Origin of the sequence: Caballeronia sp. LjRoot31, assembly GCF_964253885.1 — a bacterium.
GTDB lineage: Bacteria > Pseudomonadota > Gammaproteobacteria > Burkholderiales > Burkholderiaceae > Caballeronia.
The window spans coordinates 2,017,623-2,031,493 of the sequence record NZ_CAXURX020000002.1; the positions used below are offsets into that span (position 1 = coordinate 2,017,623).

Annotated in this window: 11 protein-coding genes; 6 read left to right on the forward strand and 5 right to left on the reverse strand. The window is 60.3% G+C overall.

Annotation, left to right across the window (positions count from 1 at the left end):
• Positions 1–2: 2 nt before the first annotated feature.
• Genes ACSQ8V_RS27330 through ACSQ8V_RS27350 form a run of 5 tightly spaced genes read left to right on the forward strand, consistent with a single transcriptional unit; the run spans position 3 to position 4,313 of the window.
• Complete coding sequence (locus ACSQ8V_RS27330) at positions 3–563, forward strand: MSMEG_0567/Sll0786 family nitrogen starvation N-acetyltransferase (RefSeq protein WP_436207773.1); 561 nt, start codon at positions 3–5, stop codon at positions 561–563.
• The gene (locus ACSQ8V_RS27335) at positions 560–1,531 is read left to right on the forward strand and encodes a sll0787 family AIR synthase-like protein (protein WP_436207774.1); all 972 of its coding nucleotides are present in this window, start codon (positions 560–562) and stop codon (positions 1,529–1,531) included. Before ACSQ8V_RS27330 ends, ACSQ8V_RS27335 begins: the two co-directional genes overlap by 4 nt.
• A 10-nt stretch (positions 1,532–1,541) precedes the next feature.
• On the forward strand, positions 1,542–2,711 hold the full coding sequence (locus tag ACSQ8V_RS27340) for an MSMEG_0565 family glycosyltransferase (RefSeq protein ID WP_436207775.1): 1,170 nt from the start codon (positions 1,542–1,544) through the stop codon (positions 2,709–2,711).
• A gap of 9 nt (positions 2,712–2,720) precedes the next feature.
• The gene (locus tag ACSQ8V_RS27345; RefSeq protein WP_436207776.1) at positions 2,721–3,005 is read left to right on the forward strand and encodes an MSMEG_0570 family nitrogen starvation response protein; all 285 of its coding nucleotides are present in this window, start codon (positions 2,721–2,723) and stop codon (positions 3,003–3,005) included.
• A 27-nt stretch (positions 3,006–3,032) separates the two neighbouring features.
• Entirely contained in the window at positions 3,033–4,313 is a 1,281-nt protein-coding gene (locus ACSQ8V_RS27350; protein WP_436207777.1) for an MSMEG_0569 family flavin-dependent oxidoreductase, read from the forward strand.
• Between the two features lie 112 nt (positions 4,314–4,425).
• On the opposite strand, the gene hydA is transcribed toward ACSQ8V_RS27350, so the two are convergent.
• The 5 genes from hydA to ACSQ8V_RS27375 form a co-directional block, all read right to left on the reverse strand.
• Entirely contained in the window at positions 4,426–5,904 is a 1,479-nt protein-coding gene (hydA, locus tag ACSQ8V_RS27355; protein WP_213764482.1) for a dihydropyrimidinase, read from the reverse strand.
• Positions 5,905–5,934: 30 nt separating this feature from the next.
• Positions 5,935–7,443 carry an NCS1 family nucleobase:cation symporter-1 gene (locus ACSQ8V_RS27360; RefSeq protein WP_213764481.1) on the reverse strand — a complete coding sequence of 503 codons (1,509 nt, stop codon included), beginning with the start codon at positions 7,441–7,443 and terminating at the stop codon, positions 5,935–5,937.
• A gap of 125 nt (positions 7,444–7,568) precedes the next feature.
• Positions 7,569–8,861, reverse strand: a complete 1,293-nt coding sequence (preA, locus tag ACSQ8V_RS27365; RefSeq protein ID WP_436207778.1) for an NAD-dependent dihydropyrimidine dehydrogenase subunit PreA — start codon at positions 8,859–8,861, stop codon at positions 7,569–7,571.
• A gap of 37 nt (positions 8,862–8,898) precedes the next feature.
• Entirely contained in the window at positions 8,899–10,236 is a 1,338-nt protein-coding gene (locus ACSQ8V_RS27370) for an NAD(P)-dependent oxidoreductase (protein WP_213764479.1), read from the reverse strand.
• Between the two features lie 58 nt (positions 10,237–10,294).
• Positions 10,295–11,554 (reverse strand): Zn-dependent hydrolase, encoded by a 1,260-nt coding sequence (locus ACSQ8V_RS27375; protein WP_436207779.1) that lies wholly within the window; start codon positions 11,552–11,554, stop codon positions 10,295–10,297.
• 383 nt (positions 11,555–11,937) lie between these two features.
• Between ACSQ8V_RS27375 and ACSQ8V_RS27380 the strand changes: the two genes are divergently transcribed.
• Positions 11,938–12,621, forward strand: coding sequence for a TetR family transcriptional regulator C-terminal domain-containing protein (locus ACSQ8V_RS27380; protein ID WP_436207780.1), 684 nt, complete (start codon positions 11,938–11,940; stop codon positions 12,619–12,621).
• The last annotated feature ends 1,250 nt before the right edge of the window (positions 12,622–13,871 follow it).

Here is a 13,871-nt window from a genome sequence, read left to right on the forward strand (position 1 = left end):
TCATGCTTGCCGATACCGAAGATCTCGCGCGCCTTTATACCCCCTCCAGCTACACGATCAAGTGGACCACGCTGCCGTGGGAAGCAAACGAAGCGTACAAGCTGCGGCGGGCGGTGTTCTGCATCGAGCAGGGGATTTTTATCGGCGATGACCGCGATGAGATCGATGAACGCGCGCAACTCCTCGTGGCGGTGAGTTGCATTGGCGGGATGCCTGAACAGGTGGTCGGCACGGTGCGGATTCACGAGGATGAACCCGGTGTATGGACCGGCTCGCGGCTCGCCGTGCATGCCGCGTTCCGGCGGCACGGCAAGCTTGGCGCAACGCTGATCAAGCTGGCAGTCAGCAGCGCACATGCGCTCGGCTGCACGACCTTCCTCGCGCATGTGCAAAGCCAGAACGTGCCGTTGTTTCATGCGCTGCACTGGACCACGCTCTCTGAAGAACTCATGCATGGGCGGCCGCATCATCTGATGCAGGCGGACCTTGGCTTTTATCCGCCTTGCGTGACACCGCAGAGCGGTTTCACCACGCATCAGTCGCCTGCGCGGAGCACTTTATGACGTTGACGGATCTCGTCGCCGCGCTAAGGGAAACGCGCGGCTTTCGCCACAAGACCGATATAGCGGGCGTGATGTCGTCGCTTGCCCGGTACATGCCGCGTGACGCTTCCGACGGTTCGCAAGCGATCGCCATCGGCGACGACTGCGCAGCCATCGCCGACGGAGAGTCCCACCTGCTGTTCGCCATTGAAGGTCTGGTCAGCGACTTCGTGCGCGACATGCCCTGGTTCGCCGGCTATAGCAGCGTGATGGTCAACGTCAGCGACATCTACGCGATGGGCGGCCGCCCGATCGCGGTCGTTGACGCACTCTGGAGCGACGGTTTGGGCGCGGCTGAAGACGTGCTCGCAGGCATGGCGGCGGCATCATCCGCGTACGGCGTGCCGATCGTCGGTGGCCATAGCAATACGCGCAGCGATCAGGCTCAACTGGCAGTGGCAATTCTTGGGCGCGCGAACAAACTGCTGTCCAGTTTCAACGCCCGTCCGGGCGACCGCCTGATGATGGCGGTCGATCTGCGCGGTGCGTTCGAAGATCCGTATCCGTTCTGGAATGCCTCGGTTGGGGCACCTCCCGCGCGCCTGCGTGCCGACCTCGAGTTGCTGCCCATGCTGGCCGAAAGCGGTCTCTGCGATGCAGCCAAGGACATCAGCATGGCCGGCGCACTCGGCACCGCGCTGATGCTGCTCGAATGCTCGGGCGTAGGCGCGAGCATCGATCTTTCGTGCCTGCCGTCGCCGCCTGGACACGATCGCCTGCGCTGGTTAAGCGCGTTCCCCAGCTTTGGCTTCGTGATGTCCGTACGCGAAGAACACGCGGCTCAGGTAGAGCAGTTGTTCGTTGAACGCGAGCTGGCGTGTGCGGTGATCGGTACGGTCGATGCCTCGCGCAAAGTGGTGCTGCATGAAGGCGGAGGATCGGCCGAGCTTTGGAACTTCAACGATGACGCGTTCATCGTCGGAAGGTAAGGAGCCGGACATGACACCCATTGCGATGCGGATTGCCCTCACCACGCACTCGGTCAATCCACGCGGCGGGGTGGTGCATGCACTCGAACTCGCGAGCGCACTTGTTGACGAAGGCCACGACGTAACGCTTTTCGCGCCGGCCGCAGCCGGAGAAACGCTCTTCCGGGAGCCGCCATGCCGCGTGATTCTCGCCACTATCGAAGGGTCGCAACACAGCACGGTCGCGCTCGTCGACGCACGGCTTCGCGCGCTCAAGGCCAGCGTGAAGGCCTGCGATCCGCGCAGCTTCGACGTGCTGCACGCGCAGGACAGCATCAGCGGAAATGCGCTTGCCGAGTTGACGGCGGAAGGTGAAATAGCGGGTTTTGTGCGAACCGTTCATCACCTGGATCACTTCGACAACCCACGCCTCGCCGCCTGGCAAACGCGTGCATGGCGCGATGCGGATCGTGTGCTGTGCGTGAGCGAAGTATGGACGCGCGAGATGCGCGACACGCACGGGATTGAAGCGGCGACCGTGCCGAACGGCGTCGATCTGAAACGCTACTCGACACAGCGCACGCCCCACGACGAAAGGTTGCGGCAACGTCTTGGCATCGACGGTGACGGCCCGGTCGTGCTTGCGGTCGGTGGCATTGAAGCGCGCAAGAACACGCTTGGTTTGCTCGACGCTTTCGCGGAACTGGTCAAACATCATCCCCATGCGCGCCTGGTGATTGCGGGCGGTGCAAGTCTGCTCGATCACGATAGTTACGCGCGCACCTTCATGGATCGCGTGTCCGGGTTCGGGCTGTCGCAGGCGGTGAGTGTCACTGGTCCGCTCGACGACGCCGACATGCCCGCGCTTTTCCGTTGCGCCGATGTCCTGGCCATGGTCTCGCTGCGCGAAGGTTTCGGTCTCGTTGTACTCGAAGCGCTTGCATGCGGCACGCCGGTCGTCGCCTCAAACATTGCGCCATTCACCGAGTATCTCGACAACTCGCTGTGCTGCTGGGCCACGCCCACCGATCCCGCGTCAATAGCTGACGCGCTCGCACGCGTGATCGATGGCCGTCATCGAACCGACTTCAACCATGCCGTGCCTGCGCTGCTCGATCGAATGAGCTGGCAGGCATCGGCACGAAAGCATCTCGACATCTATAGCGCCTTGCTTGCAAGCCGCTCTCTTCCAACACTTTAGGAACCCGTCATGCCGGTCATGCATTTTCGAATCCAGTGGCCCGATAACACTGAAGCAAACTGTTATTCGCCCTCGCAAGTGGTCAGCGATTTCTTTACGGCGGGCCACGATTATCCCGTCGATGACTTCGTCTCGCGCGCCCGTGAAGCGCTGAACATTGCATCCGAACGCGTGCGCGAAAAGTACGGCTTTGCATGCTCGGCTGCAATGGATCAACTCGCGAAGATTGAAGTCGAGGCCGAACGATTTATCGGTGAGCCGAACGCGAAGGTCAAGGTCATCGCGCTCGTCTGAGCGCCACACTTTTCGAAAGGACAAGTCATGTCACAAACATCGGACAACACGACGCACACCAGCGTCATTGTGGTGGGTGGCGGTCAGGCGGGATTGTCGGCCAGCTATTACCTGAAGCAGGCGGGAATCGATCATCTCGTGCTGGAGAAAAACACCGTCACGCATACATGGCGCACGCAACGCTGGGACGCGTTCTGCCTCGTCACGCCGAACTGGCAATGTGCGCTGCCCGGCTACCCCTACACCGGCGACGATCCGCATGGCTTCATGAAGAAGGACGAGATCATAGAGTATCTCGATGGCTTCATCCGGACGGTCGACGCCCCCGTTCTCGAGCACGTGGAAGTGCAGCGGGTCGCGCGTAACAGCGAAGGCGGCTTCAGCGTATCCACCAGCCAGGGGCAGTTCACGGCGGACCAGATCGTGGTAGCGTCAGGCGGTTATCACACGCCAATCGTGCCGCGCATGGCGGAACGCCTGCCGCGTTCCATCAAACAAATCCAGTCGTCGGAATATCGCAACCCGCAGTCTTTGCCCGAGGGAGCGGTACTGGTGGTTGGGTCAGGGCAATCGGGTGCGCAAATCGCGGAAGACCTGCATCTGGCCGGACGCAAGGTGATCCTCGCCGTGGGCGAAGCACCGCGTTGCGCGCGCTTTTACAGGGGCCGCGACGTGGTCGACTGGCTCGCCGACATGAAGTATTACGACATGCCCGTCGATCAGCACCCCCTGCGTGAAGGTGTCCGCGACAATACCAATCACTACGTAACCGGCCGTGATGGCGGCCGTGATATTGATCTGCGCAAGTTCGCGGCCGAGGGCATGGAACTGTACGGCCGGCTTCAGGATCTGCAGGACGGCGTGCTCCATTTCGCCCCCAACCTGACCGAGAATCTCGACAGCGCGGACAAGACCTTCAACGGCATCAACGCGGGAATTGATTCGTACATCGAAAAGAATGGCATCGATGCCCCGCCGGGATCGCGCTATGAGCCCGTTTGGTCGCCCACGGAAGAACGCACCACACTCGATCTGCAAGCGAGTGGAATAGGCTCGATCGTCTGGTGCATCGGCTTCACGCCGGACTTCAGTTGGCTCGATGCGCCTATTTTCAACGGTCGCGGTTACCCCGCGCATACGCGTGGACTGACGCCGCTCGACGGTCTCTATTTCGTCGGATTGCCGTGGCTGCATACATGGGGATCGGGCCGCTTTTCTGGCGTTGCCCGGGACGCTGCGCATGTTGTGGAAAAGATCAGCGCTTGCCGGGAGGCGAAAGCGCGTGCGCACGACGAAGCGACCGTCTGACTAGACAAAGACTCTATATTCCGGGCTTAATGCCCAACAAACGCTTCGTTACATGAAAGCAAAAAATAACCGGCGCATCGAGCGCCGGTTTGTTGTGACATTACCTTGAACCTCACGCCGCCTTCACGACCTTGTCGCCGGCACGATGGATTGGATGCGGTTCCTTCAGGTGGTTCGCGATCCGTGTGGCATCGAAATAAGCCCCGTTCGGCGGACGCTTCAGATACTGACCCGCCCCGCGCACTGCGCGCAGATCGCCGTCCGTCCACGCAAGCGCACCGCGCGTCAGCGTGTGAGTGGCCACACCTTGCACGGTCATGCCTTCGAACACGTTGAAATCGACCTTCTGGTGATGAGTCTTGACCGAGATCGTCCTGGTCGCCGCCGGGTCCCACACCACGAGATCGGCATCCGCGCCCACCTGAACCGCGCCCTTGCGTGGGAACAGATTAAAAATCTGCGCGGCGTTGGTAGAGGTCACGCGCACGAACTCATTCGGAGTCAGCCGGCCTTTATTCACGCCGTGGTGCCAGAGGATCGACATGCGGTCTTCCACCCCGCCGCAACCATTGGGAATGCGCGTGAAGTCCTCGCGGCCCATCGCTTTCTGCGATGCACAAAACACGCAGTGATCAGTCGCCGTGGTGTGCAATTGTCCCGATTGCAGGCCACGCCACAATGCTTCGCGATGCTCGCTGGTACGGAACGGAGGGCTCATCACGTGCGCAGCCGCCCTCGTCCAGTCCGGGTCGCTATAGACCGATTCATCGATTACCAGATGGCCCGGCAAGACCTCAGCGAACACGCGTTGACCTTCGCTGCGTGCACGCGTGATGACATCGACGGCGTCTTTCGACGACACATGCACGATATAAATGGGCACGCCCAGCACTTGCGCAATCCTGATCGCACGGTTCGCCGCCTCGCCTTCCACCTCAGGCGGCCGCGACAACGGATGTGCTTCCGGCCCCGTGAAACCTTTCGCGAGCAATTGCTTTTGAAGCTGGAACACGAGCTCGCCATTCTCCGCGTGCACAGTGGGCAGTGCTCCCAGTTCCAACGACCGTGCGAAGCTGTTCACGAGAACTTCGTCGTCGGCCATGATGGCGTTTTTATACGCCATGAAGTGCTTGAAACTCGACACGCCATGTTCATGCACCAGCGTGCCCATGTCGCGATGCACCGACTCGTCCCACCACGTCACCGCCACGTGAAAACCATAATCGGCCGATGCTTTCTCCGCCCAGCCGCGCCATTCGTGAAACGCTTCCATCAGCGGCTGCTTCGGACTGGGAATCACGAAGTCGATAATGCTTGTCGTGCCGCCCGACAACCCCGCTGCCGTACCCGTATAGAAGTCGTCGCTCGCCGTGGTGCCCATGAACGGCAACTCCATGTGCGTATGCGGATCTATGCCGCCGGGCATTACATACTGGCCCGATGCATCGACCGTTTCGGTACCTGCCGGAACGTCGAGATCGAGGCCGATCTGCAGGATCGTGCCGCCGTCCTTCGGGTCTGCGCACAACACGTCCGCACGGTAGGTACGGTCCGCGTCAATCACCGTGCCGCCGCGAATCAGGATCGTCATCTTGCTGTCTCCCAGAGAAATCACGCGAAATCAGGCGCTGGCAATCCGCGCCGTCGGGCGCTTGCCCATCTTCATCCATGCGCCATAAACAATCGATGCCAGCGCGAGGCCCACGAACCATGCATAGGTATAAAGCGTGTTGAAGAATGCCGGCACGTTCGGGAACGACGCGGGAAATGCCGTGTGCAGGAAGCCGGGCAAGTTGGGCAATACCCCCACGAGCAACGCGACCACAGCAGCTATATTCCAGCCGCCCGTGTAGCTGTATTCGCCGTTCTCGTTGAAAAGTTCGCGCGTGTTCAGACGCGTGCCGCGGATCAGGAAGTAGTCGACCATGAGAATACCCGCGACCGGTCCGAGCAGCGCCGAGTAACCCACGAGCCACGTGAAAATATAGCCCTGTGTAGTCGCCAGGATCTTCCACGGCATCATCACAATAGCGATAAACGCTGTAATCATCCCGCCCACGCGATACGAAATACCTTTCGGCCAGAGGCTCGAAAAATCATAGGCAGGACCGACCAGGTTGGCGGCCAGATTACAACTCATGGTGTCGAGCGTCAGGATGATCAGCGCCACGCCCACGCCAATACCGGTCATGCGGCTGGTCAGGTCGATCGGGTCCCAGATCGCCTTGCCGTAGATCACGACGGTTGCCGACGTCACCACCACCGAGATGACCGACAGCAGCGCCATGGGGGCCGGCAGACCGATCGTTTGCCCGATGATCTGATCCTTCTGCGAGCGGGCGAAACGCGTGAAGTCCGGAATGTTAAGCGCGAGCGTGGCCCAGAACCCGACCATGGCCGTGAGACCCGGCCAGAAGGTTGCCCAGAACAAACCCTCCTTCTTGCCGCCGGCCACGAACTGCGAAGGCTGCGCGAGCATGGAGCCGAGACCGCCCGCCTTCGAGGTTGCCCACCACACCAGCGCAAGGCACATCACCACCTTGATTGGCGCGGACCAGCTTTCGAGGAAACGAATGGAGTCCGTGCCGCGCAAGATGAAATAGACCTGGATCAGCCAGAAGAACAGGAAACACGCCAGTTGCCCAAGCGTGATGTCCAGGAAAGGTAGCGGCGTACCGGGCGTCGAGTTACCGGTGAGGATATTCAGGAGCGTATGGATCGCACTGCCACCGAGCCATGTCTGGATTCCGTACCATCCGCATGCGACGATCGCTCGTAACAATGCCGGCAGCCTCGCGCCCTTCGTACCGAATGACGAGCGCACCAGCACTGCGTACGGAATGCCATGCTTCGCGCCAGCGTGACCGACCAGCAGCATGGGCACGAGCACGATCATGTTGCCGAGGAGCACGGTCAGCACCGCCTGCCACGGCGACATGCCTTCCTCCGTGAGCCCGGCCGCGAGCATGTACGACGCAATATTCATCACCATGCCGACCCACAGCGCCGCAAAGTGATACCACTTCCACGTCCGTTGCGCGGCCGTGGTTGGCGCCAGGTCGTCGTTATATAGACTGCCGCTGGCGCCGGCCGCGAACTGCGGGTCGACAGAATGCGCTGTCTGCTTCATCAGGTTGATCTCCTCAAGATCGTTGCGGTCCGCGCCCGCGGATCAGGCTGTGATTCCAGTCCGGGCGTCGGGGGACGTTGGTGGACGTAAGCGACAGGCGCTACTTTTTATACGGGTTCCAAACTCTATGCGGCCTTCACACTTTCTTCAACGTCGGCGTCCACGCGTGCGGGATTGTTCGGATGGGTCGTCCAGTTCGCATATTCGCCGGCATCCACGCGTTCCATCGTGATGCATTGCTCGACCGGGCACACATGCATGCATAAATTGCAGCCGACGCATTCTGAATCGATGACTTCAAAATGCCGTTTGCCATCCTTCTCGCGCATGATCGCCTGATGCGCCGTATCTTCGCAAGCGATGTGACACAGGCCGCACTCAATGCACTTGTCCTGGCTGATGCGCGCCTTGATGTCATATTTCAGATTCAGATACTTCCAGTCAGTCACATTCTGCACCGCCCGCCCGCGGATATCGTCGAGCGTGGCGTAGCCTTTTTCGTCCATCCAGTTCGACAGACCGTCCACGAGATCGGAGACAATGCGAAAGCCATAGTGCATGGCCGCCGTACAGACCTGCACGTTGCCCGCGCCCAGCACCATGAACTCGGCTGCATCGCGCCATGACGAAATGCCGCCAATGCCGGAGATCGGCAAATCGGGCGTTTCCACGTCGCGGGCAATCTCCGCGACCATGTTCAGCGCGATCGGTTTGACCGCCGGGCCGCAGTATCCCCCATGCGTACCCTTGCCGTCGACTGTCGGCATCGGCGCCATGAGATCCAGGTCCACCGCGACAATCGAATTGATCGTGTTGATCAGCGACACCGCGTCCGCGCCGCCCTTGTAAGCCGCGCGTGAGCTGGTGCGGATGTCGCTGATATTCGGCGTCAGCTTGACGATGCACGGCAGCTTCGTGCCTTCCTTTACCCAGCGCGTGACCATCTCCACGTATTCGGGCACCTGGCCGACCGCCGCGCCCATACCGCGCTCGCTCATGCCGTGGGGACAGCCGAAATTCAGTTCGACGCCATCGGCGCCGGTATCTTCCACCAGCGGCAAGATCCACTTCCAGTCGCGTTCGTTGCACGGCACCATCAGCGAGACGATCAGCGCCCGATCTGGCCAGTCGCGCTTGACCTCGGTGATCTCCTTCAGGTTGATGTCGAGCGGCCGGTCGGTGATCAGTTCGATATTGTTCAGTCCTGCGATGCGCTGGCCATTCCATTGCACCGCGCCATAACGCGAACTCACGTTCACCACATGCGGGTCGAGTCCGAGCGTTTTCCATACGACGCCGCCCCAACCCGCTTCGAAGGCGCGATTGACGTTGTAGGCTTTATCGGTGGGCGGTGCGGATGCGAGCCAAAAAGGATTCGGCGACGTGATGCCGGCAAACGTATTGCGAAGATCGGCCATGAGCTGGCTCCCTTATTGTGGGATCGTGGGGGTGTTTTTATGCGGCCTTGATGGCCGTTGCCGCGAAGAACGCGTGGATGGACTCGGCCGCAATCTTGCCGTCCTGCACCGCTTGCACCGTCAGGTCGAGCCCGCTGGTGGCCGCGCAGTCGCCGCCGGCCCAGACGTTATCAAGCGACGTACGGCCATTCGAATCCACCGCGATACGGCTGCCGTCGAGCGTGAGCATGTCGCTCTCAAGACCCTCAGGCACGAGCGTTTGCCCGATCGCCTTCAGTACCATGTCGGCTTCAATGACGTAGCGATCTCCCTTCGGAGTTTCGAACTCAACGCCGGTAACCTGGCCACCTGTATCGGTTAAACGCACAGGCTTTGCGTGCGTGATGATCGTCACGCCGTTGGTCTGCGCGAACTCCCGTTCGGCCCAGGTGGCGCCCATGGTTTCCACGCCGCGACGGTATGCCATCGTCACTGTTTCAGCACCCAGCTTGCGGCTTTGCACCGCCGCATCAATTGCCGTGTTGCCGCCGCCGATCACCACCACGCGACGCCCTACCGGCACGCTCCCGAGAGCATCCGCCTGACGCACCTGCTCGATGAAATCGACCGCGTTGTACACGCCTTGCAACGTCTCGCCTTCGAGTTCGAGCGCGCGCACGCCGCCCAAGCCGATGGCGAGAAACACGGCGTCATGCTGCTTTCGCAAGTCGCTCAACTTCACGTCGCGGCCGAGCATCACGTCGTTCTTCACTTCGATACCCCCCACCGAATACAACCACTCCACTTCGCGCTGAGCGAAATCCTCGACCACCTTGTACGCCGCGATGCCGTATTCATTCAGGCCGCCGGGCTTGGGCCGGGCGTCGAAGAGCGTCACCCGGTGACCGTCGAGCGCAAGGCGATGCGCACAGGCCAGTCCCGCCGGCCCCGCTCCAACCACCGCCACGTGACGCCCCGTATTCGCCGCGCGCTTGAAAAGCGGCTCGCCGCGCGCCATTGCCCAGTCGGTGGCGTGACGTTGCAATGCACCGATCTGAACTGGTTTGTCATCCTGATGATTTCTGACACATGCTCCTTCACAAAGGATTTCGGTCGGACACACGCGTGCGCATGCGCCGCCCAAGGGGTTGGCCGACAAGATGTCCATGGCCGCGCCCTTCATGTTGCCGTTACCGATCTTGCGAATGAAGCTGGGAATATCTATTTTTGTGGGGCACGCGTTGATACATGGTGCGTCGTAGCAGTAGTGGCAACGGCTCGACGCTGCAGCCGCCGCGGTGGCATCGAGTAACGGCGCAACATCTGAAAACTGACACGACAGTTGCTCTTGCGACAGCCGGTTCGATGCTATGTCGCCAATGTGCTTCATGGTCATACACGTTCCTTCTTCAAGGTGGGGACGCAATGGTCTTTCGACTAGAACCAACCCAGGCTTAACGGCCCGCGCGTTCGAGCATGGCGTGGAGCAGCACGTTTGCGCCCGCCTCGATCCATTCCTCCGAGGCATCCTCGATCTCGTTATGACTGATCCCGTCGACGCAAGGCACGAAGACCATCGACGTGGGCGCGACCTTCGAGAGGTAACACGCGTCGTGTCCTGCGCCCGAGACCATGTCCCGATGCGCATAACCAAAGCGCTCGGCGGCTGCGCGCACGGACTTCACGCAGGCGGCGTCGAAGGCGATAGGCGCGTAATAGAAGATCTGTTCAAGCTGCGTTTCGAGGCCCGAAGCGCTTGCGATTTTCTCCACGCCCTCGCGCAAGGCGGCGTCCATTTTTGCGAGCACGGCGTCGTCGGGATGACGGAAATCTACGGTGAAAAACACCCGGCCCGGGATCACGTTGCGCGAGTTCGGATGCACCTGCATCATGCCGACCGTCGCGCACGCCAGCGGCGCATTGTCGAGCCCAATGCGGTTAACCAGTTCGACCACCCGCGATGCCCCAAGCAACGCATCGCGACGGCGCGGCATCGGTGTCGGGCCCGCATGGGCTTCCTGACCGGTCAGCGTGATCTCATACCAGCGCTGCCCTTGCGCGTCGGTGACCACGCCGATCGTCATGTTTTCCGCTTCGAGAATCGGCCCTTGTTCAATGTGCAGTTCGAACGCTGCGTGCAGCTTGCGGCCGCCGCACGGCTCATCGCCTGCATAACCAATGCGCTTGAGTTCCTCGCCAATCGTCTTGCCATCCACGTCCTTGCGGGACAACCCGTAGTCGAGCGTGAACTCGCCGGCAAACACGCCGGACGCGACCATGGCGGGCGCGAAACGCGAGCCTTCCTCGTTGGTCCAGATCACGACTTCCACCGGATGTTCAGTCTCGATACCTCGATCATTGAGCGAGCGAATCACTTCGATGCCGCCCAGAACGCCGTAGATGCCGTCGAAGCGACCGCCTGTGGGCTGCGAGTCCGCATGCGAGCCTGTTACGACCGGCGCGGCATCTGCGTTACGCCCGGCACGGCGCATGAACACGTTGCCCATCTGGTCCACCTTGACCGTGCAACCCGCTTCCTTCGCCCAACTGACGATCAGGTCGCGCCCTTCGCGGTCGAGATCGGTAAGCGCAAGCCGGCATACGCCCCCCTTCTTTGTCGCGCCAATTTTTGCCATCGTCATGAGGCTGTCCCAGAGACGTTTGCCGTTGACTCTGATCGACGTATCCAGCGCTGAATCAGTTACCGCGTCCATTTCGCGTTCTCCTTGCGTATTGCTCGATTTAGGGTTTTGACTGATACGAATCTGGTGCATCGGCGTCGGCTTTTGGGGCGCTGGCGCACGGCAGCGGTGCAACCTTTATCCGCTCACCTTGTCCGTTTCCTAGCGGTGAATCCATCGCAATCCGCCGCCTCTCAAATCCTGTCCAACTGGACAGGTTGTAGCCGATTAATATTTGCAAATCAACGTCTTTCGGCGTTTCCGATTAGAGTAAAAGCATAGCGAGAAGCGTGCCATTGCAATGCAGCAGAGCCTTGGGAACGGGAAACGACGGGCTATGCAGCGGTGGCGTCAAAGCGCATAGAATGAGGCGCGATCAAGATGGAGAAGGCGCACGGCGCCATGCAAGGAAAACGATGAGAGATGACGAAGCAACAGCCGAGGCGACGAAAAACGATGTTGCGCCCGTTCCATTGCGGCGGCGCAAGGCACACATTCGCGAGACTAATGAAGCGCATCTTTTAGCGTGCGCCGAGGCCGTGTTCGCCGAGCGCGGACTCGAAGGCGCGAGTACCGCGATGATCGCGGAACGTGCAGGCTTGCCGAAAGCTAACCTGCATTATTACTTTCCGACCAAGCTGGCGCTTTATCGGCGCGTGCTTGAGGATTTGTTCGAAGACTGGCATCGTGCTGCCGATACCTTCGAGTCCAGCGATGACCCGGTCGAAGCAATCGGGGGTTATGTACGCACGAAAATGGAGTTGTCGCGGCGGCGTCCGCTCGGCTCGAAGGTGTGGGCAAGCGAGATCATTCACGGCGCCGTGCACATGCAGGACATCTTGAACGAGCGCGTCAAGCCGTGGCTTGACACGCGGGTGATCGTGATTGATGGCTGGATCGAGCGGGGCTTGCTCGCACCTGTGGACGCGCAGACGCTGATGTTCATGATCTGGGCCACGACCCAGCACTACGCGGATTTCGATGCGCAGATTCGCGCGTTGAAAGGTAAGCGGGCGTTTTCCCAGAAGGCCTTCGATGCCTCCACTGAGGAAGTGGTCAAGCTCGTGATTCGCGCATGTGGTGCGAAATCAGCGAAGTGACAAAGTTGTTTCGCTCGCGCCGGTGGACAGGTTGGGGGTTTTGGTGGGGTTGGGGTTAGTGGTTGGGGTTAGTGGTCGGGGTCCTGGTTCCAAGGTTCGCGGTTCTGGGTCTATGCCGGGGTGGTGCTTTCGGCCGTGGTGGTCTGCGAGAGTCGGATTTTCTCTTTATCACTATTAGCCACTGTGCGTGGCGGCACGTCATTTCTTGGTCCTTAGCGACAAAGAAACGAAGCAAAGAAAACGCTTTCAACCACGCTACCCTAAGTGTCCACAGCGTGCAGTTTCTATTCATAGGTGCCCCAAAAGCACGGTGCTCGCCAGAGCGGAGGATGTTTGAACCCCTCCTTCTCGCGAATCCTGACACGAACACGCTTCGCCCCCAACGCTCTCGGGCAAGCACAGTTCGCCAAGGGACCCGCACGGCCTCACGCGTCTTCACTGCGTCATGGCTTGGCAGGTTGCAGGCGTAGTTTGCGCCGTCGTCTTCGCGGGTTACGGTCGGACGCATATTTAAAGCTTCGTTCTTTTTGGATTACTTGCGTGGCCTGCACCTTATTTTCGCCTACTATGGCCTCGCGCATTTCGATGCGCCTCGTTTCTGCGCGGGTTAGTGATATGGTTCGACATGCGTACTAATTCGGCGGGAGGTCGTCCGCGGATAGCGCGGGGTGCCCCTTGGGCAGGTTCAATCACTGGTGGCGAAGCGTGTGGGTATCCGTGTTCGGAGAAGGAGGGTTTCACACATCCGTGGCTCTGGCGAGCACCGTGCTTTTGGGGCACCTATGAATACAAACTGCACGCTGTGGACACTTAGGGTAGCGTGGTTTAAAAGCGTTTTCTTTGCTTCGTTTCTTTGTCGCTTTGGACAAAGAAATGACGTGCCGCCACGCACAGTGGCTAATAGTGATAAAGAGAAAATCCGACTCTCGCAGACCACTAACGCTGAAAGCAGCAACCCGGCATAGACCCCGACCGCTAACGCCGAAAGCACCACCCCGGCACTGACCCCGACCACTAACCCCAAAACCCAGCACCAACCCCAACCGCTACCCCCAACGACCGGGCATCGCCCTAAGCCACATCAGACAAGTCCAAAACCGAACCCCGAGTGCGAACGAAACCCAATTCCGCGACGACTCCTTATGCAATTAATGACACGCTAGCGCGCTCGCCCACGCGCAGCGTATAGTTTGATGCTCGTGCAATCGAGCCAACCTGGCGCGTCCACTCCCGCAGTCCGCGCCCCGGAT